Below are 23,485 nucleotides of genomic sequence, written 5' to 3'. Positions count from 1 at the left end.
GCTCAGCGGCTCAGGTGGGTGGGCATGCTGGTCACCACGATGCCGGGGTGCCGTCGCAGGGTCCGGCGCAGGCGCTGCTCGGTGCGGTAGTGCAGCAGCCGCTGCCAGGGGTGTTCGACGATCACGTCGGGCACCACCACGGTGAGGGTCAGGTCGGGACGGCTGCGCCGCAGCGCGCTGACGTACCCGGCCAGCGGCGTGATGATCACGCGGTGCGGTGACAGGATCGTCTCCAGCGGGACGTGGTCGCCCCAGGTGGCCCACTGCGCGCGGAACCGGTCCGCCTCGGTCCGCTCCGGGCTGACGTGCAGGGCGAGCGCGGGTTGGCCGAGCGAGCCGACGTAGGCGAGGGTGCGCAGGGCCGCCTGGTTGAGTCGGGCCACCGGGATCAGGAACAGGTGCCGGACCTGCTGCGGGACGATCGGCGGTGGTTCGTCCCCGGCCGGTCCCGCGCCGTCGGTCTGCGCCACCGAGTGCAGGCCGAGGGCCTGCTGGACGTGGTCGTAGTGGCGGCGGACCCGGCGGAACAGGAGGACCAGCAACGGTACGGCAAGCACCACCACCCAGGCGCCCTCGGTGAACTTCGTGACCGCGGCGGTCACCAGCACCAGCGCCGACAGCGCCGCGCCGACGCCGTTGAGGGTGGCGCGTCGCCGCCAGCCCGGCTCGCGGTGCCGCTGCCAGTGGCGGATCATCCCGGTCTGGGAGAGCGTGAAGGCGAGGAAGACGCCGACCGCGTAGAGCGGGATCAGCGAGTGGGTCCGACCGCCGAACGCGACCAGGAGCACCGCGGCGGCCACCGCGAGCGCGATCAGCCCGTTGCTCAACGCCAGCCGGTCCCCCAGGTGCAGGAAACGGCGCGGGACGTAGCCGTCGCGGGCCATGAAGTACAGCAGTCGCGGCAGGTCGTTGAAGGCGGTGTTCGCGGCCAGCAGCAGCACCAGGGCGGTGGCGGCCTGCACGAGCGCGTACCAGGGACCGGTGGGGAAGGTGTGCCGGGCCAGTTGGGACAGCAGCGTCTGATCGGCACTGGGCACCAGGCCGTTGAGGTGGAAGAGCACCACCAGACCGACGAAGATCACGATCAGGAGGCCGACCATCCAGGTCAGCACCGTACGGGCGTTGCGCCACTCGGTGGGCCGGAAGATCGGCACCGCGTTGGAGACCGCCTCGATGCCGGTCATCGACGTCGCGCCGGAGGCGAAGGCCCGCAGCACCAGGAGCAGCCCGAGCCCCTCCACGGCGGGCGTCGGCGGCGGGGTGTCGACGGTGAACCCGTCGGCGGCGGCCCGCACCAGACCGACGGCGATCAGCCCGAGCACGGCGACCAGGAAGAAGTACGTCGGGGCGGCGAACACGTTGCCGGCGACCCGGATGCCGCGCAGGTTGCCGGTCAGCAGCAGGCCGATGACGGCCAGCGCGAACGGCACCCGGTACGGCGCGAGCGCGGGCAGCGCCGAGGTGATCGCGGCGGTCCCGGCGGACACCGACACCGCGACCGTCAGCACGTAGTCGAGGACGAGACCGGCCGCCGCGCCCAAGCCCGCGCGGGGCCCGAGGGTGTCGCTGGCCACCAGGTACGACCCGGCGCCGTGCGGGTACGCGTACACGGTCTGCCGGTACGACGTGCCGACCGCGAGCATCAGCACCACCAGTCCCGCCGCGATCGGCAACGACAGCCCGAGGGCGCCGCTGCCGGCGAGGACCAGCACGGTCAGCATCGCCTCCGGCCCGTACGCGACCGAGGAGAGCAGGTCGGAGGCGAGCACCGGCAGCGCGAGGAACTTCGGCATCCGTTCGCGCAGGATCGCTCCGCTGGTCAGCGGCGGCCCGAGCAGGAGTCGACGCAGTCCGCCGAGCGCCCGCCCCTCGACGGTGTCCTGCCGTTCGACGGTGGGGGTGGCGGTCAGCCGACCCGCCTCGTCCGGCACGAACAGCACCCGGTGCCGGCCTGCGCCCTCGGCGGTCCGCACCTCGTCCGCCTGCGGGTCCACCGGCAGTGCCCGTACGGTGTCGTCGACCCGCCACCGCGCGCCGAGTCGCCGCAGCACGTCGAGGTCGGCCGGGGACGGCGGCGGCAGTTCGGCGGAGGGGCTGAAGGTCGCCGACCCCGCCTCCTGCTCCGGGTCCTGCCCCGACCTGCCCACCGTGCCTCCGCCTCGTGCCCGCTGCCCGCACCACCGACCATTCCAGGAACACCGTGCGGGCAACGCCGATCGGCGGAAGCGAGACCGGCTCGTGGTGTCAGCCGGTGGTGGCGGACCGGACGGCCACCGCGTTGGCCGTCACGACCATGGCGATACCGATCCACTCGTGCGGCCGGAGCACCTGGCCGAGCAGCACGAGACCGGCGAGCGCGGCCAGCACCGGGTGGATGCTCATGAAGACGCCGAAGAAGCGGGGCGGCACGGTGCGCAGCGCGACGAGGTCGGCGGCGTACGGCACCACTGAAGCGAGGACACCGGCGGCGACGGCGAACAGCAGCGCGGTGCCGGCCAGCCGTCCCTGGGCGAGCAGCGCCACCGCGACCGGCAGGGCGAGCAGCGCGGAGACCAGGCTCGCCGCCGCCGGGGCCTGCAAGCCCGGCAGCCGGGCCCCGACGAGCCGGTTGAGCAGGATGTACGACGCCCAGCACGCCGCCGCGAGCAGCCCCAGCGCCACCCCTATGAGGTCACTGGCCGGGCCCGGCAGGACCAGCACGTAGACGCCGACGCAGGCGCCGAGGGCGCAGAGCAGGTCGCGGCGGGTCCGGGAGCCGGCCAGTGCGACGGCGAGCGGGCCGAGGAACTCCAGGGTGACGGCCAGGCCGAGGCCGATCCGGTCGACCGCGCTGTAGAGGCTGAGGTTCATCGCGGCGAAGACCACCCCGAGCAGCAGGGTCGGCCACCACTGCGCCCAGGTGAAGCGACGCAGGTCGGGGCGTACGGTCGGCAGCAGCACCGCCGCCGCGACGAGTTGCCGCACGGCCACCACCCCGGCGGGCCCGATGGCACCGAAGGCGTGCGCCCCCAGGGCCGCCCCGACCTGGTTGCTGGCCGCGCTGGCGGTCATCGTGACGATCCCACGCACCAGCGGCCCTCGGCCGACATCGGCCACCCGACCGTCGCTCGGGGTGACGTCGTCGCGCTCCACTGTCCGTACCGTCATGAGGGCAGTGTCGAACGCCCCGACTCATACCGGAAATGCATCGACCGCGTCACCTATACGCTGAGCGTATGGATGTGCAGCTCCGTCAGCTCCGTACGCTGGTCGCGGTCGTCGATGCCGGGACGTTCACCGACGCGGCGGTGGTCCTGGGCGTCTCCCAGGCGGCGGTCTCCCGGTCGATCGGCGCGCTGGAGGCCACGCTCGGCGTCCGGCTGCTCCAGCGGACCACCCGGCACGTCTCGCTCACCGGCACCGGCAGCCGCGTCCTCGCCGCCGCGCGTCGGGTCCTCGACGACGTCGCCCACCTGCACCGGATCGTCGAGGAGTCCCGCGCCGAGCTGCGCTTCGGCTACGCCTGGGCGGCGCTGGGCAAGCACACCCGTCGGCTGCAACGCGCCTGGGCCGCCGCCCACCCGCAGGTGCCGCTGGTGTTCGTGCACTGCAACACGCCGACCGCCGGGCTCAGCGAGGGCAGCGCCGACGTCGCCGTGGTCCGCCGCCAGCTCACCGACCCCCGTTTCGACAGCGCCCTGCTCGGGGTGGAGTCCCGCTACGCCGCCGTGGCCACCGACAACCCGCTGGCCCGACGGCGGTCGGTACGCCTCGTCGACCTGGCCCGGTACCCGGTCGCCATCGACAGCCGCACCGGCACCACCACCCCCGCGTTGTTCCCGTCGGGCGCGGCACCGGGCACCATCCGCACCACGCACAGCGTCGACGAGTGGCTCACGCTGATCGCCGCCGGTCAGGCGGTCGGCATCACCTCCGAGGCCACCGCCCACCAGAATCCCCGCCCCGGGGTGGCGTACCGGGCCGTCCGCGACACCCCGCCGATCCCGGTCTGGTTGGCCTGGTGGAAGGACGACCCGCCGGCCCACCTCGCCGAACTGGTCACCCTGGCGTGCGAGGCGTACCGCCCGACCCGCCCCACAGCGGAGACCGGATAGCCCTCAGGCTCCGGGCGGCGGAAGCGGCAGCTCGACGGGGGACGCCTCGCCGACCCGCGTGGCGGAGTGCGCCGGCGGCTGCATGTCGGCGCGTGGCAGCCGAGTGTGCAGACGCCCGCCGGCCGGGTCCGTCCGCCCGGACACCTCGCAGGTCACCATCAGGATCGGCGGCGGCGGCGCGGTGAACCGGCCGGCACCCCACCGCACCCACAGCGGTACGCGCCCGGCGTCGGCCTCGGCGCGCAGCTTGTCCCAGGTACGCCGCCGGGTGCCGTGGTCGACCTCGACGACGACCGGCGGCCCGTCCGGGCGGGCACACGCCACGTCCAGGACCGACTGCCGGTCCGACATCGGCGGCGGCAACGGCACCACGCTGGGCGCGCGCCGATAGACCCGCCAGCCCCGCTCCCCCGCCCAGCGCACGACCTCGTCGATCAGCCGGGCGGTGACCTGGTCGACGGTCAGGTCGGTGAAGGTGACCGCGTCGAGCCGGACCGCCAACGACGCCGCCACCCGTTCCGCGTCGTCAGCCACCGCCGCAGGGTAGCCGCCGCGACCGACACGCCGCACCGGCGGCCCGGCGTCAGTGATCCGACGGACCGCCGCGGCGACCCTGGAGGAACGCGATGACGCACCAGACGACGAATCCGAGCAGCGCCACGGTGATCACCACAGCGGTGAGGTGCCAGGGCTTCACGTGGTCCTCCTCTGTCGACGACCGTCGCACACACAGTAGTCGCCGCCGTCGACCACGGGTACGCGGATCACTGCTCGACGGCCGCCGGACGGTAGGTCGCCTGGTTGCCGCCCGCGCGTTTCGCCGCGTACATGGCGCGGTCGGCCTGGGCGAGGGCGTCGCCGACCGCGTACACCGGCCCGCTGGCCACGCCGACGCTGACCCGGGCGCGCCACACCGCCATCCCGGCCACCGCGTCCACGGCCCGTCGGGCGACCTTCGTGCCGTCGGCGGTGTCGGCGTCGGGCAGGATCGCGACGAACTCGTCGCCACCGAGCCGGGCCACGAAGTCGCCCTTGCGGACGCTGGCGGTGAGCACCTGCGCGACGGCCCGCAGCACCTCGTCGCCGGCCGCATGGCCGAGCGAGTCGTTGATGTGCTTGAACCGGTCGATGTCCACCGCCAGCACCGCCACCAGCCGGTCGGCGGGGGCGCCCGAGGCGGCCAGGGTCCGCAGGAAGACGTCGAGTCCCCGACGGTTGGCGACGCCGGTGAGCGGGTCGGTCTGCGCCGCCCGTTCGGCCTGCTCGTGCTGCCACCGCAACACGTCGTACGACTGCATGGTCATCGCCGTGTGCAGCCAGCGGTGCCGTTGACGCCAGAGCAGTTCGGCGAGCGCGTCACCGTAGGTGAGCCCCGGCACGGCGTCCGACGAGCCGTTGATGGTCAGCAGCACCGCGTGCGTCCGGTGCAGGGCCGCCGAGATCAGCCACTCGGTCTCGACCGGCAGGGCGGACACCGCCTGCTGGATGACCCGGAGCGCCTCACCCGGTCGCCCCGAGCGGCGCAACGCGACGGCGTGGAACGGTCGACACAGCAACAGTTCCTGCTGTTGCCGCAGGCCGGACTCCTCCAGCAGGGCCGCGTACCGGGGAATGTCGGCCGCCGCACCGGCCGGGTCCTGGCGGTCGGCGCGGGCGCAGGCGGCATAGAGCAGCGCCAGCAGCCGCCACACCCGCGCCTGGGGGCCGGACGCCTCGGTCGCCGCGCGGGTCGCGTGCGCCTCGGCGGTGGTGGTGTGCCGCTCCGCCACCGCGACCTGACCCACCTGGTACAACTCCAGCGCCCACAGCAGGTTGAGTTCGGCGAGGTTGCACAGCCACATGGCCCGGTTGCCGTTGTCCGGGTAGTCCGGATGCCGGGTCGTCTCGTAGGCCGCCTCGAACTGCGGTGCGGCCAACTCGTAGAGCCGCAGTTGGGCGTAGCCGATGGCGATCCCGGTGTGCGCGTTGCCCATGATCACCGGGTCGGGTTCGTCGACGAGCAGGGCGGTCTCGGCACTGACCAGGTCCCGCAGCACCGTCTCCACGTCGTACTCGGAGATGTCCTTGTCACCGACGCGCAGCCGCCGGGTGGCGCGCAGCGACAGCGCGCACGACCGCCAGCCGGCGCTGCCCTCGCGGTCCGCAGCGGCCAGCATCAGGTCGGCGGCGGCCACGGCGGCCCGCAGCTCACCGAGCCGGGTCAGCGCCACGACCCGGGCGAAGTGCAGCGCCGCCGGTCCGTCGGCGATCTCCCCGGTGGCCTCGCGCAGCGTCGTCTCGGCGGTCGCCAACGCCGGGGCGGCGGCGCCGGTCTGGGCCTCCTCGACGAGTCGCAGCGCCCGGAGGGTCACATCGTCCATGCGGTCCTCCGCACCGCCCAGGAAAGAAACAGGACGATGTTACGACATGAATCCGTCGTGACGTTTCGCCGCCGTTCGTGGGCGATCACGGCAGGCCGGTCGGACCGGTGTCGTCCGAGGTCATCCGGCCTGGCGGCGTTCGGTTTCGGTTGGCACGGTTGCTGTGCCTCGTCGCTGTGCCTCCGGCGGCTGTCGGGTCCAGCCGACGAAACGGCGGTGCAGGGTGCCGGCGGGTGCCCAGGGCATGTCCTCGGCGGCCTGGATGAGGTAGGCCCCGAGGTAGAGAGCCAGCGACACCGGCGCGTCCGCGTACTCCGCACGCAGCTCCCGCCGCCGCGTCGGGCACGGCCACGGCAGGTCACAGCCCCCACAGCTCCAGATCGGCATCACCGGGCCGTGACTGGTCACCGCACACCGCCCAGAGACCAGCCGTCGCGTCCTCGAAGGTGATCCGCCTGGATCGCAAGCTCTGCGCCGCTGGTCACCGCTCACCGTTCCCGGGCCAGTGGCCGCGCTCGATCGGGATTCGGTGCTGGGCCTGGCAGGGCAAGTCGACTCCGCACCGGCAGACCCGCCGCCATCGCCGCCAACACCAGACCGGCCGATGCCGGCGGGCGAGGGTCAGAGCCGTGGCCGACAGATACTCGTCGTACGAGATGCGCCGGTTCGACCACAAGGCATTCCCGCCCGACGCCGGGTGCGGTGGTATGCCTCGCGCGAGATCCAACAACCGTCGTCGGGCGGCCTCCTGCTCCATCGCCTGGATGCGTTCTCCGATGCCACAACCCGCCGACGGCGATGACGGGAAGAACCGGCTGACAACGCTCCGCAGGAGTCGAACATTCACCGTCATGTGGCCGGCCCTCCGTCCTCAGGGCATGGAGGGCACCTGCTGATGTGCCTCGTCCGCGCCCGGTTTCAGTGAGGTCCAGCGTCACGCCAGGCACGCTCACCGAGCCAGAGGGTGAGCGTCCGCTAACTACGTGTGCTGTCCGCTGATGGCCGCCGCCCAGGTGCGTACTCGATGCACGCCTCACGCAACGTCGCCGCCTCTGGTGTCCCCGACTGCTCCACCTTGGCCAGCAATTCCGCAGCCCGCCACCAGTTCGACGGCACCACCCGCCCGGACGCCACCGCCTGCGCACCCAGAGCCACCGCCTCATCCGGCTGACCGGCAGTGACCAGGGCAAGACCAAGGTCGAGACGGGCCGACGCGGACCGGCGCGGTCGCGCTCCCCCATCGCCGGACGGGTCCAGATCGGCCAGCACCGCCCGCGCTATCTGCTCGGCACCGGGGTCTCCCGCCCACGCCAAAGTCGTGGCCGTGTACGCGGCGGCCTTGGCCGGGTCGTAGCGATAGTGGTGCTCGGCTCGCTCAGGAACAGGCAGATTCGCCGTCAGCCGCTCCACCCGGTCCAACGCTCGCCGGGTCGCACCGACATCCCCGATCCGAGCCCACGCACGAGCCTCCTGAGCAGTCGCCTGGATGCGGGCAGAACTCCCCTTCGGAGCGACCCGCTGTGCCTGCCGGGAAAGATCAAGTGCCGTCCGGTAGTCACCTTGGGTCAGCACGTCCCAGGCTCGGGTTTCGAGACACCATGCCTGGATCTCGCCATGCTCAGCATGTTCGGCGAGATCACGGGCGGCTCGCAGGTGGGCAGCCGCAGCGGCCCTCTGCCGCAAGTCGATGTGCACGGTCGCCCGCAGCACCGCCAACCAGCCACCGGCAACCAGCAGCCGCCGCTGCTGAGCAAGCGTGACCCGCCCGTCCAACAACCGCCCCACGTAGGCGAGATGCCGCCGCACCAACGGCAGAAGATCCGCCGGGGCCATCGTCGGATAGGAACTGGCAAGATCGTCGACGCCCTGCTCGATCCGATCGAGCACATCTCCGCTGACATCACTGGCGGCGACTCTCGCCCGCAACTCGCCAGCCTCAGCCGCGTGGTCGATTGGCGCCTCCACCAACCGAGCAAGCACACCCCCCGCGTCGAGAACGCGGTCCAGGTGACGAGCCGTATCGACAGTCGGAGCCTTGAGCCCCGCCTCCAACTCGTGCAGATGACTCTTACTCCGATGGGCGAGTTGCCCGAGGGAACGAAGCGACAGACCGCGCCGCTCCCGAAACTCACGCAGGGCTACACCGAAGCGCGGGTCGACGGACGAGGCCATAGCGCCGCTCCAAGCTCAAGAGGCCAGGCGACCGCAACCGGTCACCACCTCGTCGGACGGTACCCCGATACGTCATGCGACGAGGACCCGTCGCCGCCGTTTTCCTGCCGGCGAAATCACTTGCTATCGAGGCACTGCTTGAGGACGTTTCATGGTGTCTTGTCACCCTCTGTGTGCCCGAGGTCGGCGCGAGTGAGTAGCGCTCGCAGTGTGACGCCCTCAACCGCAAGTGCCTCGCTTCCGCCCTCCTGGCGGTCGATCACGCAGACGGCAGTGTCGACATGTGCTCCGAGGCTTCGCAGATCCCTGGATGGGAGGATCACCTGCCCGCCAGTCGGGCCGCGGCGGCTTGCCGTGCCGCCGGCCTCCACGCGCCTGGACCGCGATACCCGGTGGCACGCTGCGCAGCGGCGCGGCAGCCGATTGTCCTAGCCTCGGGGTGGTCGACCACCGAGATAGTCACGGCCGCTTGCAGCCGCTGCATGGCTGCGCTTGTATCCAGGCGGAGGACTGCTGCTAGGCGAGAGCGCTGGGCTATACGTCTTTCACAAGACGCAGGTAGTTGTCGGATAGGCGACCGCCGCCGGCCAGACAAACCACTACGGTGCTCCGGTGATTCTCACTTCTCGTTTAGCGGTTTCTGCACTGGCATTGATAACTCTTGCGGGCTGCGGGGCCTCCGACGATAGCCCGACATCAGCGGGATTGGCCGCCTCGCCTAGCTCCACTGGATCTCCCTCGCCGAGCCCCAGCCTCAGCCCGAGTGCGACGTCGGTACCGGCCGTCGCACCCACCAGCACATCTCCCTCCCCATCGGGCCCTCTGCGTCTTGGTCGAACGGCCGACCTCGGCTCGGTCAAGATCACTGTCCAGGGTTACCGCCAGGGTTCGTCGAATGACCGTGCCAAGGACATCGAGTCCTCGGAGATCTGGGCCTCGGTTGACGTCCGCCTCTGCAACACATCTTCCGCACCAATCGAGGTAGACGACTACTACTGGACTCTTCAGTCGGCGGGCAGCACCGAGTACGAGAAGGCGAACTTCCAGGACTTCGCCATGCCACAGCAGCCCGTCTACGGCGGTCGCACCCTGCAACCCTCGAAGTGCACGCGGGGTTGGATCTCGTTCATCGCTCAGCGTGACGAGACCCCTGTGGTCGCTGTCTACAACAACGAAGCAGACCAAGTGGAGTGGGCACTCAAGCGATGACAGACGTGGACGAACTGGCGCGATGACCCGCTGCCGCTGCCGCTCGGTCGATACCGGGCGGGAGGTCTCCAGCAGGCCGGGTAGCAGCGGGAGTGCCCGCGCTTGCGCGAGCACCTTGATCTAAAAGACAAACCGAGGCAGCGCTTCGACATACAGCTGAACCTAAATAATCCTTACTCGCCACCAATCGTTTTCAATCGATACGATTCGCCGGCAGGGCTGGCCTCTGCCGACACCCTCCATCGGTTGAAGCGTTAGTGGGCCGGCGTTGGACGATCTAGTCGATCCCTGGTCCACTGCTCACCTGTCGTTTTAGTTGTCGGCCGCAGTTGGCCCGCCTGATGTCGCCTCAAGGCGTCGTCAGCCATCCGCTTGCATGTCGGCTACATGACACTTGGGCAGCTTTGGGGTAACAACGGTTCAGGCGGCAGCGGTAGCCTCCCTCAATGATTCGACCATTCGACCTGCGGTGCCGACGAGGTTGGCGCATCCAGGAGGTCGTTGGCGAATTCAACTACACCAAGGAGATATTTGACGATGAGCACCGACGGCCCCATTGGGTTTTGGAGCTACACGCACCGTGACGATGAGCTTGAGCGCGGGCGGATCGGGAGACTCGCAACCGCTATCACGAACGAGTATGAGTTGCTTACGGCCGAGCGGCTGCGCTTATTCGTCGACCGGACGGAGTTGGAATGGGGCGACGAATGGCAGGCAGTAATCGATGGCGCCCTGGTCTACACGGCCTTCTTTATTCCCATCATCACACCCTTGTATTTGAGAAGCGAATACTGCCGCCGCGAATTCATAGAGTTTACCGGGAGAGCGACCAGGGCTAATGTCAGGGAGTTGGTTCTTCCAATTCTGTATACCGACACTCCGGCAATTCTTGACATGGACACAGACGACGAGGTGGCGCGCCTCGTCCAAGAAATTCAGTACCAAGATTGGCGCAAGCTTCGGCTCGCGGACGAGGATTCGCCCGAATACCGTTCAGCCGTTCACGGCCTAGCGCTTAAGCTAGCCAAGATTACCGCCGAGGTATCCGAGAGGCCCGTCCCCGAAGTTGATGAAGCCGCCACTGATTCTGAAGGGTTTCTGGACAAAGTTGCGGTCGCCGAGGAATCTGCAATGTCGTGGGGCGCCACACTGGTCGACATGGCAGGTGAGATGCGCAAGCTTATGGAGATCGCAGAAATTGCGACTGGGCGGCTTCATGCGAGCGATGCACGCAACGCGGGAGCGCGGGGACGGTTGGTCGTACTGAACCAGTTCGCTAATGATATTTCTACCCCGGCAGAGCGCATTGAATCGCTGGGGACGGATTTCGGGCGCGCGGTTGTTAACGCCAATCCTGGCATCGCAGCCCTAATCGAGGCAGGGAAATCACCCGACCTGCCGGCCGAAGAGAAGGCCACTGTTGAGAAGTTTTTTGCCGACCTACGAGACCTGGCAGACGCGGCCACAGGGGGCGTCGTCCAACTTGAGGCGTTGGCCGAGAGCATCAACCAAGCCCAGTCGCTCTCACGCGTAATCCGGACCCCTCTGCGTAAGATTCGGAAGGGCCTGTCGGCAATCGTTGATGCGCAAACCATTCTTCGCGGGTGGGCTCGCCTTGCCGACGCTGGCTGAGTAACGCCTGCATCAAGCAAGTCACTTGCTAGACTTCACCCTGTCAGCGCTTTATTCCAAGCTCCACCGGCATTTCGCCGGTGGAGCTTGGTCGTCGCTATACGCCTTGGGGTAACTTGACCCATAAGTCACCTTTGCGTGTCATCTTAGTTAGCTATAACTATCACACAGGTCAATGCTCCAGCAAGCGCAACTCCAGCATGGAGCGCAACCCATAGTCCATATAGTGGAATCCTGGCAAGGTGCTGAAATAGCGAAAGGTGCTCACGCCAGGCAGCATCCGCCGCGCCCGTCAGATCGAGCCCAGGAAACCTAGAGTCAATTTTCTCGCGTATTGCTCCGGCTTCGTGCAGGTGCATACGAAAGCGCTCGTAGTACTTCAGGGACGCAATAACTCCGAATGCCCCTAAGAACAAGAGCGCTGCCGAGACCATGAGCACATCGGGGCCCAGGTTCTTCTGGCTAATGAAACCAATTCCTGCTGCCGAAAGGACGAGCAGCGTGTTCGTCATGGATGCTCGCTGGTTCTCCGAATGACGAATTTGCTCCCATCGGCTCGCCCACTGTTGGATGAGGACATCCACCTCGTCAGCCATCCGCCCCTCCCCGATATCAACGCTCTTCCATCCTGCCACCCCGATGCCATCGATCCGCCACCACAGGAGCCGGTCTCCGCACGGCCCGCCACGTCAAGCGAACCTTGACGTCCGCGGCGAACGGCGATCAGTCAGGGAACGGGTTTAGCGACGCGCACCATGTAGCAGCAACCCATCGACGTGCCCGCAGCCTCTTCACGAGGGTCGCAGAGGCTTCGAGGTGAAGGACCGCACGGAGGCCGTCGCTTGCGACGCGTAGTGCCTTGAACTCGGAGGTGCGACCCGGCACGCTCGCTCCGTCAACGCCGGCTCTGCTGCCGAGACCCGCCACGCGGCCACAACGCGCCCTTGCCTACGCCGCGTTGCTGGGGGCACAGCGTGACCGGCTGCCAGCGCAAACCGTCACCACTTCCACATTCGATCCGCCTGCGGCCGTCGTCCCCAGCTTCCGCTGTCCATACAACTGTCGGACGTTTCGCGTAATCGGCGTAGAGGGACTGCGGGGCACCGACTTGCGGCCAGGCGGCGACCTGTGCGGCCAGCTCAAGGGCCCCTCGAACGCAGAACTGCGGCTTAGATGGCGATTCCGTGCTCGGCGTACATCGAACCGCCGTTGCTGCGGGCGGCGATCGCGGCCCGAATCCTGCGAGCGAGTCGGGGCGAGCTGTGCTGTTTCAAGTCCTTGGCGGGGACGTAGCGCCCCCTTCAGGAAGTTCCCCGTCTACGCCAGATGCTGAGTTCCTGCCTAGTGCTAAGTGTTCCGCCGGTCCCCGGGAGTAGGTAGGACAAAGCCCGTGGTCCGCGCCTTCTACGAACAGGGGGCACCTGAAAACTTGGGGGCGATACTGGGATCGAACCAGTGACCTCTTCGGTGTGAACCGCCACCGGCTCGGGCCCGATCGCCGTAGTTCAGCGGTTCTGGCTGGTTACCTCGACGGTGCCGAGGTTCGGTGCCAGGGCCCTGGCTACCTCCTCGGCGGCAGACCGGTCCTCGGGCCGGGTCAGGACGATGCTGACCCGGTCGACCCGCAGGGTTGCCCGGACCATCGGATACCTGCCGACGACCGCCCGGAACGCGGCGATCGCCTCCACCGGGACCGCACCGTCCGCACCGGTCTCCACGGAGACGGCTGGCTCGACGGTGCGGTCGGTGGAGATGAGCACCGTCGTGACGCCGGTCAGCGTGCCGTGTCGGCCGCCGCCGGTGGTCAGGTCGTCGAATAGTTCCATCGCGCCGACCACGTTGGGGGCGGTGCCGACGATCCGCCATCGGTTGACGTCGGCCCGGGACGGCTTCGAGATGTGGGCCGACGTCACCTGGGGGTCGGTGCTCATCGACCGCCACAACGACACCACCTCGTCGGTACGGGCGCTGTCCGGGACCACGGTGAAGGTGATGTCGGCGGCGGCGATCTTGCCCGTGACGTCGTCGCGGCCGGCGACGTACTGCCGTAGCTCGCCCGCCAGCTCGCTCACCCGGTCGGCCGAGGTGCCCTCCTGCACGGTCAGGGTGCCGGTCGACGTGCCGAAGAAGGGCAGGGTGTTCTCCTCGGTGGCGTGGACGGTCGCCACGTCGGGCGTGCCGGCCCAGTCGGCCTCGAAGTCGGCGGCCAGGGCGCTGCCCTTGTTGACGGCGCACCCGGACAACACGGTCAGACCGAGTACGAACGCGAGGCCGGTCCGGAGTCTGCGCTCAGCCATGCGCCGTCACCGGGACCGGCGGCACGGCGGAAAGACGATCACGATTCACGCCTCCTTCCTAGCACGTGCCGTCGAGCCCATCACCGCGCTGGCCTGCCGATCCTCTCCCCTGGGCGGTCAGGAGAGGGCCCGGACCGCCCCGTGGTCACCGTCGGTGCGGCCGGTGTCGCGAGCGAAACGCAGCAGCGCGGTGAAGGCCAGCACCGCCGTGACGGCCCCGCCGGCTAGGCGTACCCAGTGCCCGGCGACGAACTCGGCGGCGACCTGACGCAGGTACTCCGGCGAATGGGTGCCCACCGGGTCCACGAACATGATCTCGTTGCGCGGCCAGAAGAAGACCGCCGAGAAGAGGAACTCGCAGACCACGAAGACCGCCGTCGCGGACGCCACCCACCAGCGCAGCCGCCGGTCGCGCCAGGTGAGCGCCGTGGCGGCGAGACTGCCGAGGATCACCGAGGCGCCCAGCGGCGGGAAGTAGTCGCTCGGGCCGCTGACCACCAGGAACTCGCGGGCGCGCAGCAGCGATGCCGGAGCGTCGTCGAAGATGTTCGGATAGAGCATGACCGTCTCGGCGGCGACACCGCCGAAGGACATCATCGCCGCCCACACGAGCGCGACGAGCACGATCCAGGTCAGTCGGGTACGGGTCACGACGGGCACCTCCTGGCGCGACGGCGCCCGGACCGGGCGCGCTGACGTCGTCTCCCATGCTGGGTCCGGCGGTCCGCACCGTCTGCCGCCCGTAGGCGCGGTCCGGGTCGCCCGTGGGCGTACCCGGTGCGGTGTTCCCGACGCGCGTCGGCGACGGTCCACGTCGACGCGCGCACGACGACGCCCCGTCGGCGCGGAGCGACCCGCACCGACGAGGCGTCACCGAAGACCGGCTACCGGGTGATGGTGACCGTCGCCTTGCGGTAGTTGTTGCGCTTGTCGTTCTTCGTCGGGTCGTACCCCTTCTCGACGTTGCCCGCCGAGTCCACCGAGAACCAGTGGAACGTGGTCGTCTCGGTCACGCGGAACACCTGACCCGGCTCCCGGAACTCGGTCGCCTGGTAGCGCGGCGAGTCCAGGGTGGGACGGCTGCCGTCGGTCGTGTAGTAGATGGTGGCCGGTTCGCTGGTCTCGAACCGGACGTCGACCGGGGCCGCGTACCGGCCGCCGCCGGGCACGAGCGTGGAGGTCGGCTTCTTCTTGTCCTTGCCCCACTCCGCCGCGATCCGGAACATCTCCATGATGCCGTTGGCGTACTCCATCGTCTCGGCGTGCCCGCTGACCAGCTCGGGGTTGCCCACCCACGGCGGCTGGAACGAGCCGCCCTGCCAGTTGCCGGTGGCCGGGTTGTAGATCGAGCCGCCGACCTCCCAGCCGAACGAGTAGATGCCGTAGGTGTGGTACAGGTCCTCGCGGACGTTGCCCGCCGAGGAGTAGAGGACGTCCGAGGAACCGCCGACGTTCTGCGGCGTCACCACGGTCTGCCGGTGCGCCTTGACCTGGGACAGGATCCGCGCCGCCGACTGCCAGTAGAACGCCTCGTCACCGAGCGGAGGCCGGGGCGTGGTGATCCGCCCGTTCGCGATGTACGCGCCGGGCTGCCAGAACAATTGGCCGCCGTTGGAGTGCACGGACATCATGAACTTGATGTTCGAGTACGTCTCGACGAGCCAGACGACGTTCTTCGACTCGGGCTCCGACAGCTTCTCCGGCCCCTGGAACGTGTCGCTGACGCAACTGGTCGAGCCGCCCGCGTACCCGTCGTGGCCCGAGCCGACCCGGTAGTTGCGGTTCAGGTCCACGCCCCAGGCGTTGCGGCGAGCCGGGTCGGCGTTGTCGTCCGCGCAGTGGTTGGTCATGTTGCGGCGCTGCGAGGCGAAGTTGTAGAAGCTGTAGTTCGCGCCGTCCGGGTTGTTGGAGAGGATCAGGAAGACGTCGGTGTTGTCGACGATCTTCTTGGTCTCCTTGTCGGTGCGGTAGTTGTGCACCAGACGTTCGGCCGTCTCCAGCGTGGTCGTCGGCGGCACCCACTCGCGGGCGTGGTCCTGCGCCTGGATCAGCACGCCTGGGTTGCGGCCGTCGCGGTGCTTGCCGATCCGCAGCACCGGGATGGTGGCGGGGCCGCGCGGCACCTCACCCTCCGGCGCGCCGACCCGCTTCTGGTCGAGGAAGTCGGTCAACGCCACCGGGCCGGTGGTCGCCGCCACGACGCCGGTGCCGGCGTTGCTGCGGTACGGGTGCGCCCGGTCGATCAGCCCCTGCGACCGGGTACGCACCGCCTGCGCCACCTCGGCGGCCGTGCTCGCCGCCGCGCCGGTGGCGTCGGTGCCCAGCAGGACGCGTACCGCCGTGCCGGTCACCTCGACGGTGAGCGGCAGGTTCTCCCCCGATTGGTGCGCGAACTCGACGGTGACGTCGTTGCCGCCCTCGTGCCCCCACGCCGCCGTGCTGACCACCACTGCCGACTGTCCGGTCCCGCCGATCGTGGCCTGTGCCTTGCGCTGGTAGCCGTTGGTGCGGTGCGGCAGGTGGACGATCTCGGCGATCTGCGGGTACTCGCGGGCGATCTCCTCGGCTCGGGCGAAGAGCTGCTGCGGGTGCCGGTAGCCGTCGACGAAGTCCGACCGGTAGCCGGGGTTCGCGGTCAGCGGCGGGGCACCGTCCTCCAGCCAGTCGGAGACCGGGCCGGTGACCACGCCGCCGGTCGAGCTGGTCACCCGGATCTGGTCCGGGCGGGTGTCGAGTTTGAACAGGTTCCGGTGGAACATGTACTGCCCGGAGTCGACGAACCGGCTCATCGTCCGGGCGAAGCCGAACTCGGTGCCCTTGCCCGAGTCGTTCTCCACCTGCATCCCGACGATCGGCGTGGTCTGGCTGCCCTCCGTGGTGCGCGCCTCGACGTACAGGAAACCCTGGCCCTTGGTGGTGAACCAGTCGGCGCGGGCGATCCGGACCGCGTTGTCCTCCCCGGCCGCCGTCAGGGTGCGGGCCGCGACGGCCGGCAGGCCACCGTCGGCCTCGTCGCTCCACTCGAAGCCCTCGTCGTCGGCGAGGATCCGGACACCCATCGCCTCCAGCGCGACGCGCTCCTCGGCGGTCACCGCCACCTCGCCCTCGATGCCGTCCGGCACCCGGGTGAGACCGTGCTCGATGTCGAACCCGGCGGCGGCCACCCGGTCCAGCATGTCAGCGCCGGTCATCTGGACCCGGACGTGGTCGACGTGGTCGGGTTCGTCGAGATGGGTGTCGGCCGGACCACCCGTGCCGGCGGGCACCGCGCCCACCGGCACGGGTGATGCCGCCGCCATGAGAACTCCGCCCACCAGGGCGGGCAGCGCGAAGAGCGCGAGGCGCAGTCGTGTGCGTCGCATCTCCCCTCCTCCTGCTTGTGGCGTGTCACGCACGTCCATCGGTTGCCGTCAAACTAGTCGCGGCGACGGAGGTCGATAGATCTTGAGCTGCCCGGTTGAGGAAACCTTGAGGATTCCGCACGGCCCCGACGGTGTGGTGTGATCTCCGGCTATGAGGGTCAGGGTCGTCGGTGCGGGCGTGGTGGGCCTGACCTGTGCCCTGCGCCTGGCGCAGGACGGCCACCGGGTCGACGTGGTCGCCGCCGGGACGGGCGAGCAGACCACGTCGTCGGTCGCCGCCGCGCTCTGGTACCCCTACCGGGCCCATCCCCGGGCCCGGGTGACCGGCTGGTCGGCCACCACCTACCGGGTGCTCTGCGGGCTGGCCGACGACCCGACGACCGGCGTCCGGCTGCGGCGGGGCCGGGAACTTTTCCGCCGGCCCACCGCCGAGCCGTGGTGGCGGGCCGCGGTGCCCACGCTGGGCCGGGTACGCGGCGACCGGCTGCCGCCCGGCTACGTCGACGGGTACGAGCTGACCGTGCCGGTGGTGGACATGGCACGGCACCTGCCCTGGCTGCGGGACCGGTCGGTGCGCGCGGGCGTCGAGATCCGACCCGGCCAGCTGACCGCCCTCGCCGACGCCTTCACCGACGGCGTGCACGCCGTGGTGAACTGCACCGGCCTGGCGGCGCGGGAGCTGACCGGCGACGCCTCCCTCACCCCGGTACGCGGACAGGTCGTCGTGGTCACCCAGGTCGGTCTGGACGAGTGGCTGCTCGACCAGACCGACCCCGGACACCTGCGGTACGTCGTGCCCCGGACGGACACCGTGCTGCTCGGCGGCACCGCCGAGGAGGGCGACGAGGAACGGCACGCCCGCCCGGAGACGGCGGAGGCGATCGTGGCCCGCTGCACGGCGCTCGTTCCCGCGCTCGGCGGGGCCCGCGTCCTCGCGCACCGGGTGGGGCTGCGTCCCGCCCGACCAAGCGTCCGGCTGGAGACGGAACGGACCGCGCCCGGCCCGGTGGTGCACTGCTACGGCCACGGCGGAGCCGGGGTGACGCTCTCCTACGGCTGCGCCGCCGAAGTCGCCGAGTTGGTGGCGGCGCTCGACTGACCGGGCCGCGCCGGCACCGGCGGGCAGGGACCCGGCGGCACCTGCGGGCAGCGACCCGGCGCGGTGTCGGCGCGGCCCACAGGCCGGGGCGCGCGGGTGTTAGGAGGGGTCCCCTGCTATGCACGAGGCGTTAGCCGGGGACCCTTCCTTTCAGCTCGGCCGCCCGGCCACGCCTCAGCGCGACAGGTGCCGGGCGAGTTCGGTGCGGTTGCGGACGCCGAGCTTGCGATAGATGTTGCCGAGGTGGAACTCGACCGTCTTGGCCGACACCGACAGCCGCCGGGCCGCCTCCTGGTTGCTCAGTCCGTCGGCGACGGCACCGGCCACTCTGGTCTCCATCGCGGTCAGCCGGACCTCCATCTCGGCACCGGCCGGTCGGCCGCGCCCGGTCGACGGCCCCGCCGGAGGCGGCCACGGCGTACCGACCGGGCCGGCGGTGACCGCGTCCAGGTCCACGGCGACGCGGGCGAGCAGGCCCGCCGCACCGGTCGCCGCGTACTCGCTGCTGGCCAGTTCGAGCAGCCGGATCGCGTCGACCCGCCGGCCGAGGCGCGCGTGCTGGGCGCCGAGCAGCCAGGCCAGCCGGGCCCGGGAGAGCCGCTCCACCGGCCGGTTGAGCCCGGCGAGCGCCTGTTCCAGCCAGCCCATCGCCGCCGGGTCCGTCGGGTCGGCGATCCAGGCCCGCCAGGCCGGTAGGGCCGGCGCACCCGGCCAGTCCAGCGGCGGGTCCGCGATGGCGGCGAGGACGGCGTGCGCGGCCTCGGCGTCCCCGCCCAGCGCGTGGTGGGTGGCGAGTTCCCACCGGTGCTCGAAGACGAGCCCGGAGCTGCTGCCGACCGCCGAGTCGACCAGCCGCCCCACGACGCCGACCCACGCCTCGACGTCGCCCGAGGCCAGGTGCAGCGCGGCGGCGCACTCGGCGATGTGGAACCCGACCCAGGCCGACCCCGAGCGGGCCGCCAGCACCCGCGCCTCGTCCAGACAGCGCCGCGCCTGGACCAGGTCACCGCAGAGCGCCTCGCACTTGGCCAGCCACGACACGATCTCGGCCTGGAGGTCGAGCCGCCCGGCCTCGACCGCGTACGCCTGGGCGCGGCGCAGCGTCGCCCGGCCGCGCAGCAGGTCCCCGGACCACGCGTCGCCCATCCCGAGCATGGTGGTGAACCGGGCCCGCCGCGCGGGGTCGGTCGCCTCCTCGCCGGACACCCAGCGCTCGACGAGGGCGGCGAACCTCGGGCGCACCTGGTCGGGTCGCTGCGCGCTCAACGTGGCGATCATCGCGCACTCCAGAAGGAGCGGATCGTCGTGCAGGCCGGCGCTGGCGAAGAGGCGCAACGCGTCGTCGGTCTCCCGGGGTGCGACCCGCCGCCCGGTCCGGGCGCCCACCGCGCAGCCGACGGCGTGGTGCAGGAACTCGACCTCGGGACGCGGCGGGTGGGTCCGCAGCCGCGCCAACCGCGCGACGATCGGCGGCAGGACGGTCGGGTCGGCGGTCCGGGACACCGCGACGAACGCCTCCGCCACCAGCCGGGCGGCGGTCACCGGGTCGGCGGCCCGGTCGGCGGCGGCCAGCAGTCGGTCGGCGTCCTCCGGCCGATGGCCGCACCGGTCGATGTCCACGTCCGTCACCTTCGTCGCACCAGCGCAGCAGCCACACCCTAGCTGGGGATCCTCCCAGGGTGCCGCGACCCCGCGACTGATTGCCGACTCAGCAATCGGGACGCGTCCCGGCGGGTGCGACCGTACCGCTCATGATCCTTCGTAACCGCAGGCGAGTGGCGATGGTCGTCGCCCCGCTGCTCGCCATACCGCTGGCGTTGACCGCCGGCAGCACCGCCGCCTCCGCCGACAAGCCGCCGCGCAAGAAGCTGTCGTACGCCCGAATCTGCGACCCGACCGGCTGCTACCTGTCCTGGCGGGTGGTGGACAGCGACAAGGACGGTTTCAGCGACGCCGACGAGATGGCGGCGGGCACCGACCCGTGGGACCCGGCCAGCCGGCCCAGCCTGGAAGTCGCCGCGGAACTGGCCTCGGTGAACAAACTGCCGTCCTTCGGGTACGGGCGGGGCAGCTTCATCGCGTTCCCGGCGGAGCTGATCAAACTCCGGGAGACCACCACCAACCTGCCCGCCCTGGGGGTCTTCGCCCTTCCGGTGCGCAAGGACACCTACACCCGGCTGGGCGTTGACCTCAAGCAGTTCGACGCACTCAGGCTCTCGGTGCAGCGCGACGGCGTGGCGATCGGCCGGGGCACCCGGTCGCAGGCCGTCGGCGAGCAGGGCAATCCACTGATCACGCCGTTCGAGTCGATGTTCGTCGAGTTCGAGCCGGGCGAGACGACGCACAGCCCGGCCGCGTACGGCGGGATCGTGAAGACCGAGAAGCCGTGGTTCGGCGACCACGACTACCGGCTGCACTACGCCGACGGGTCGCGCGACGACGTCGACCTGGTGCCGGGCGGGTCGGTGCGGGAACACGTCAACGCCGACGGGTCCAAGGGCAACACCGTCTTCACCCAGTACGAGGAGCGCGGCGAGCCGGGCGACCTCTACACCGAGCAGACCGTCATGGTCTTCGACCCGCACGGCCGCCTGATCAGTGAGACCACCACCAAGAGCCACACCAAGAACGGCCAGTCGGATACCCACTCCGAGACGACCGTGCACCTGTACGACCAGAACGGGAAGAAGACGGGCACCTTCCATGTGGAGAGCGTCACCTTCAACAGCTCGACCCACAGCTCCGGCAACCAGACCGTCACCACCTGCGACACCAGCGGCAACTGCGGCGACGGCATCAACACCCACTACGACTCCGACGACGACACCGGCGGCGAGCACGGCGACGACGGGGGTGACGACGGCACCGGCCACGGCGACCCGGAGGGCGACCACGGGTACGTCAACCCCGACTACTCCGGCGACGTGATCTCCGTGCTGACCGGCGCCGACGGGATCACCCGCTTCCTCGGCGCGAACATCACGCCGGTCCGCGACTGGACGCCGCCGTACGCCAACGGCACCATCCCGGAGAACAAGCTGAGCGGGATCATCTACGTCGATGACACCGCCAACGCGTACAACACGGTCTTCTCCGAGCCTCGGATCAGCGGGGCGCAGCCCGAGCACGTGCCCGGCCTCTCCCAGCCCTGGATCGGTGCGCCGCCGCCGAACCCGGACGGTTGCAACGGCCTCTGCTGAACCCGCCGGCCGGGCGTCGTCGACCCGACGGCGCCCGGCCTGCTCATGCTCCCCCGGCCGCATCGGCACCGCTGGTGGGCCGTGCGGACGAAAGATCTTCGCTCCGGTGGCCCGGCTTGATCGTTGCGCCTATCGTCGGGCCCGGCCCGGGATCCGACGAAGCGAGGAGCACCATGACCAGCCCGGTACTCTCCGTGACGAAGCCCTCCGACCGACTGGGCACCGGTGCCCGCGTCGGCATCGGGCTCGTGCTGCTGCTTCCCGCCTTCCTCGCCCTGCTCTGGTCCTATCTGCTACCCACCGGGCTGGCGATCGCGCGTTCCACGACCCGGGACAACCTGCTCGGTCCGGCGACCGACGTCGGCGCCGAGCACTATCGACAGCGCTTCGAGCAGGGCGTGGTCGGCGAGTACCGGATGGCGCTGCTGTTGACGCTCGTGCCGCTCGTGCTGGCTCTGCTGGTCGCCCCGCTGCTGGCCCTGCTCGCCGACCGCGCCGGGCGAGGACCCCGGCTCGCGGCCCGTGCCCTGCTGGCCGTGCCGGTCGCCGGGTACGCCCCGGTGGCGCTGCTGCTCGGCTGGCGTCTCGACCGCGTCGAGCCCCGAGCGGCCGTGGACAGCCCGTACGCGACGCTCGTGGAACTGACCGCCGTCGGCAGCGCCGGACTGGTCGTCGCCGTCGCCACCACCGCCTTCCTCGCCACGCTGCGCGGCCGTCGCCGTCCGGCCGACGCGCTGCCCGCGGCGGCGACCGTGGCCGGTCTGCTGGTGCTCGGGATCGTCGCGGCCACGTTGCAGAGCTTCGTGGCACCGCTGCTGGCCGCCAGCAACCGCGCCCAATTCCCGCTGACGACCATCGTGGTGCAGTCCCTGGCCCGGATGGACGTCGGCCGTGGTTCCGCCGACGCGGTGCTGCTGCTCGCCGTCCTGGCCGTGTTGGGCCTGGCCGCGACGGCGCTGCTGCTGATCACCCGCGCCCGGATCGAACTCGCCGACGCCCCGACCGGCGATCCCACCACGGCCACGCCGGCATCGACCGCCGCACCGGCCTGGCCCGCGTCCAGCGCCGTCACCACGCCGCACGGCACCCCCACGCCGGTCGCCGGCGCCGCACCGACCTGGCCGGCGTCCGATGCCAGCGCCGTACCGACCTGGCCGGCGTCCACGCCGCCGGGCGCCCCGATGACCGGGAGCAGCGGTCCGACGAGCGGGGGCGGCGGTCCGACGGGCGGCGGCAGCGGCCCGGCCCGGATCGGGCTGGCCGTGGCGGGCGTGGTCGCCGTCGGCCTGATGCTGTGGGTGGCGTGGCCGTGGCTGCGGCGCAGCCTCCGGTTCACCAACGACCTCGGACCGGTGCCGGGCGCTGGCCTGTCCGACATGCTCATCTGGACCTGGCTGCCGACGCTGGTCGCGACGCTGGTCACGATCACCGTCGCGGTGGCCGGCGGCTTCGCCATCGGCGGGCTGCGCCCCCTGGGCCGGTTCAGCGAACTGCTCCTGCTGCCGTTCGCGCCGTGGCTCTTCGTCGGCACCGGGCCGCTCGCCGTCGAGTCCTACCTGCGTACCCGTGACTTCGACCAGGTCAACACCTTCCTGGGGGTGATCCCGCCCGGCTGGGTCAGCATCCCCGCGCTGTTCCTGTTCACGCTGCTGTTCCGTGGGTTGGAGCCACAGTGGCGGGCGGGTGGCGGGTTCGGCCGCACCATGCTCGCCCCGGCCGTACCGATGGTGCTGCTGGCCGGTCTGGTGACCTGGCTGGTCAGCTCCGGGCAACTGCTGTGGCCGTGGATCGTGGCACAGACCCCGAGCACCCGGACCGCACCGGTCGAGGCGCTGGCGCAGGGCACCACCGGCCGGATCCCCGCCGACGAACTGGCCCTCGGCGCGCTGCTCCCGCTGCCGATGCTGCTGCTGTTCCTGATCGCGCTGGTCGTGCTCCAGGTGCGCTACCTCGACCGGCTGGCGATCCGGGTCGGTCGGTCGGTCACTCCGGACCAGACCGCCACGCGATGGTAGCGGTGCGGTGATCGGCAGGGGCACGGCCGGCGCGGTGGACCGGGC

17 protein-coding genes are annotated in these 23,485 nt (G+C 70.5%); 6 read left to right on the top strand and 11 right to left on the bottom strand.

The features are described 5' to 3' along the window. Positions 1-2: 2 nt before the first annotated feature. Positions 3-2,147 (bottom strand): APC family permease, encoded by a 2,145-nt coding sequence (locus ACZ31C_RS11775; protein ID WP_465795240.1) that lies wholly within the window; start codon positions 2,145-2,147, stop codon positions 3-5. 97 nt (positions 2,148-2,244) lie between these two features. Beyond that, positions 2,245-3,147, bottom strand: coding sequence for an EamA family transporter (locus tag ACZ31C_RS11770; protein ID WP_465795239.1), 903 nt, complete (start codon positions 3,145-3,147; stop codon positions 2,245-2,247). A gap of 68 nt (positions 3,148-3,215) precedes the next feature. On the opposite strand from ACZ31C_RS11770, the gene ACZ31C_RS11765 reads away from it, so the two are divergent. Further along, positions 3,216-4,094, top strand: coding sequence for a LysR family transcriptional regulator (locus ACZ31C_RS11765; protein ID WP_465795238.1), 879 nt, complete (start codon positions 3,216-3,218; stop codon positions 4,092-4,094). Between the two features lie 3 nt (positions 4,095-4,097). Here ACZ31C_RS11765 and ACZ31C_RS11760 read toward each other — a convergent pair whose 3' ends face one another. The 4 genes from ACZ31C_RS11760 to ACZ31C_RS11745 all read right to left on the bottom strand — a co-directional run bounded on the left by ACZ31C_RS11760 (position 4,098) and on the right by ACZ31C_RS11745 (position 8,626). Next, entirely contained in the window at positions 4,098-4,628 is a 531-nt protein-coding gene (locus tag ACZ31C_RS11760) for a hypothetical protein (RefSeq protein WP_465795237.1), read from the bottom strand. Positions 4,629-4,858: 230 nt separating this feature from the next. Beyond that, the gene (locus tag ACZ31C_RS11755) at positions 4,859-6,454 is read right to left on the bottom strand and encodes a GGDEF domain-containing protein (RefSeq protein ID WP_465795236.1); all 1,596 of its coding nucleotides are present in this window, start codon (positions 6,452-6,454) and stop codon (positions 4,859-4,861) included. Between the two features lie 120 nt (positions 6,455-6,574). Further along, entirely contained in the window at positions 6,575-6,862 is a 288-nt protein-coding gene (locus ACZ31C_RS11750; protein WP_465795235.1) for a hypothetical protein, read from the bottom strand. A gap of 567 nt (positions 6,863-7,429) precedes the next feature. Further along, the gene (locus tag ACZ31C_RS11745; RefSeq protein ID WP_465795234.1) at positions 7,430-8,626 is read right to left on the bottom strand and encodes a helix-turn-helix domain-containing protein; all 1,197 of its coding nucleotides are present in this window, start codon (positions 8,624-8,626) and stop codon (positions 7,430-7,432) included. A gap of 612 nt (positions 8,627-9,238) precedes the next feature. On the opposite strand from ACZ31C_RS11745, the gene ACZ31C_RS11740 reads away from it, so the two are divergent. Together ACZ31C_RS11740 and ACZ31C_RS11735 are read left to right on the top strand one after the other, a co-directional pair. After that, complete coding sequence (locus ACZ31C_RS11740; protein ID WP_465795233.1) at positions 9,239-9,835, top strand: DUF4352 domain-containing protein; 597 nt, start codon at positions 9,239-9,241, stop codon at positions 9,833-9,835. A gap of 537 nt (positions 9,836-10,372) precedes the next feature. After that, positions 10,373-11,467: a toll/interleukin-1 receptor domain-containing protein gene (locus ACZ31C_RS11735; RefSeq protein ID WP_465795232.1), complete on the top strand. Its 1,095-nt coding sequence runs from the start codon at positions 10,373-10,375 to the stop codon at positions 11,465-11,467. Positions 11,468-11,613: 146 nt separating this feature from the next. Here the strand turns inward: ACZ31C_RS11735 and ACZ31C_RS11730 are convergent, their stop codons facing one another. The 4 genes from ACZ31C_RS11730 to ACZ31C_RS11715 all read right to left on the bottom strand — a co-directional run bounded on the left by ACZ31C_RS11730 (position 11,614) and on the right by ACZ31C_RS11715 (position 17,126). Beyond that, positions 11,614-12,063 (bottom strand): hypothetical protein, encoded by a 450-nt coding sequence (locus ACZ31C_RS11730; protein WP_465795231.1) that lies wholly within the window; start codon positions 12,061-12,063, stop codon positions 11,614-11,616. A 909-nt stretch (positions 12,064-12,972) separates the two neighbouring features. Beyond that, on the bottom strand, positions 12,973-13,764 hold the full coding sequence (locus tag ACZ31C_RS11725) for a hypothetical protein (RefSeq protein WP_465795230.1): 792 nt from the start codon (positions 13,762-13,764) through the stop codon (positions 12,973-12,975). Positions 13,765-13,881: 117 nt separating this feature from the next. Beyond that, positions 13,882-14,415 carry a DUF1772 domain-containing protein gene (locus tag ACZ31C_RS11720; RefSeq protein WP_465795229.1) on the bottom strand — a complete coding sequence of 178 codons (534 nt, stop codon included), beginning with the start codon at positions 14,413-14,415 and terminating at the stop codon, positions 13,882-13,884. A 233-nt stretch (positions 14,416-14,648) separates the two neighbouring features. Then, positions 14,649-17,126 (bottom strand): M14 family zinc carboxypeptidase, encoded by a 2,478-nt coding sequence (locus ACZ31C_RS11715; RefSeq protein WP_465795228.1) that lies wholly within the window; start codon positions 17,124-17,126, stop codon positions 14,649-14,651. Between the two features lie 151 nt (positions 17,127-17,277). Between ACZ31C_RS11715 and ACZ31C_RS11710 the strand changes: the two genes are divergently transcribed. Next, a complete protein-coding gene (locus ACZ31C_RS11710; RefSeq protein WP_465795227.1) occupies positions 17,278-18,225 on the top strand; it encodes an FAD-dependent oxidoreductase in 948 nt (315 codons plus the stop codon). A 174-nt stretch (positions 18,226-18,399) separates the two neighbouring features. On the opposite strand, the gene ACZ31C_RS11705 is transcribed toward ACZ31C_RS11710, so the two are convergent. After that, positions 18,400-19,845 (bottom strand): helix-turn-helix transcriptional regulator, encoded by a 1,446-nt coding sequence (locus tag ACZ31C_RS11705; protein WP_465795226.1) that lies wholly within the window; start codon positions 19,843-19,845, stop codon positions 18,400-18,402. 131 nt (positions 19,846-19,976) lie between these two features. On the opposite strand from ACZ31C_RS11705, the gene ACZ31C_RS11700 reads away from it, so the two are divergent. Both ACZ31C_RS11700 and ACZ31C_RS11695 read left to right on the top strand, forming a co-directional pair. Continuing rightward, a complete protein-coding gene (locus ACZ31C_RS11700) occupies positions 19,977-21,425 on the top strand; it encodes a thrombospondin type 3 repeat-containing protein (protein ID WP_465795225.1) in 1,449 nt (482 codons plus the stop codon). Positions 21,426-21,598: 173 nt separating this feature from the next. Further along, positions 21,599-23,440 (top strand): hypothetical protein, encoded by a 1,842-nt coding sequence (locus ACZ31C_RS11695; protein ID WP_465795224.1) that lies wholly within the window; start codon positions 21,599-21,601, stop codon positions 23,438-23,440. Positions 23,441-23,485 lie beyond the last annotated feature (45 nt).

It is taken from the genome of Micromonospora sp. NPDC023869, from assembly GCF_055559695.1.
Note: the sequence above shows the minus strand (reverse complement) of the source record. Positions and strands in the feature narration are given on the sequence as shown.

What these genes read in the sequence shown, in the direction of transcription:
- ACZ31C_RS11765 (WP_465795238.1), top strand. Translation starts at nt 3,216, where the DNA reads ATGGATGTGCAGCTCCGTCAGCTCCGTACGCTGGTCGCGGTCGTCGAT.
- ACZ31C_RS11725 (WP_465795230.1), bottom strand. Translation starts at nt 13,764, where the DNA reads ATGGCTGAGCGCAGACTCCGGACCGGCCTCGCGTTCGTACTCGGTCTG.
- ACZ31C_RS11770 (WP_465795239.1), bottom strand. Translation starts at nt 3,147, where the DNA reads ATGACGGTACGGACAGTGGAGCGCGACGACGTCACCCCGAGCGACGGT.
- ACZ31C_RS11745 (WP_465795234.1), bottom strand. Translation starts at nt 8,626, where the DNA reads ATGGCCTCGTCCGTCGACCCGCGCTTCGGTGTAGCCCTGCGTGAGTTT.
- ACZ31C_RS11710 (WP_465795227.1), top strand. Translation starts at nt 17,278, where the DNA reads ATGAGGGTCAGGGTCGTCGGTGCGGGCGTGGTGGGCCTGACCTGTGCC.
- ACZ31C_RS11735 (WP_465795232.1), top strand. Translation starts at nt 10,373, where the DNA reads ATGAGCACCGACGGCCCCATTGGGTTTTGGAGCTACACGCACCGTGAC.
- ACZ31C_RS11755 (WP_465795236.1), bottom strand. Translation starts at nt 6,454, where the DNA reads ATGGACGATGTGACCCTCCGGGCGCTGCGACTCGTCGAGGAGGCCCAG.
- ACZ31C_RS11700 (WP_465795225.1), top strand. Translation starts at nt 19,977, where the DNA reads ATGATCCTTCGTAACCGCAGGCGAGTGGCGATGGTCGTCGCCCCGCTG.
- ACZ31C_RS11730 (WP_465795231.1), bottom strand. Translation starts at nt 12,063, where the DNA reads ATGGCTGACGAGGTGGATGTCCTCATCCAACAGTGGGCGAGCCGATGG.
- ACZ31C_RS11695 (WP_465795224.1), top strand. Translation starts at nt 21,599, where the DNA reads ATGACCAGCCCGGTACTCTCCGTGACGAAGCCCTCCGACCGACTGGGC.
- ACZ31C_RS11715 (WP_465795228.1), bottom strand. Translation starts at nt 17,126, where the DNA reads ATGCGACGCACACGACTGCGCCTCGCGCTCTTCGCGCTGCCCGCCCTG.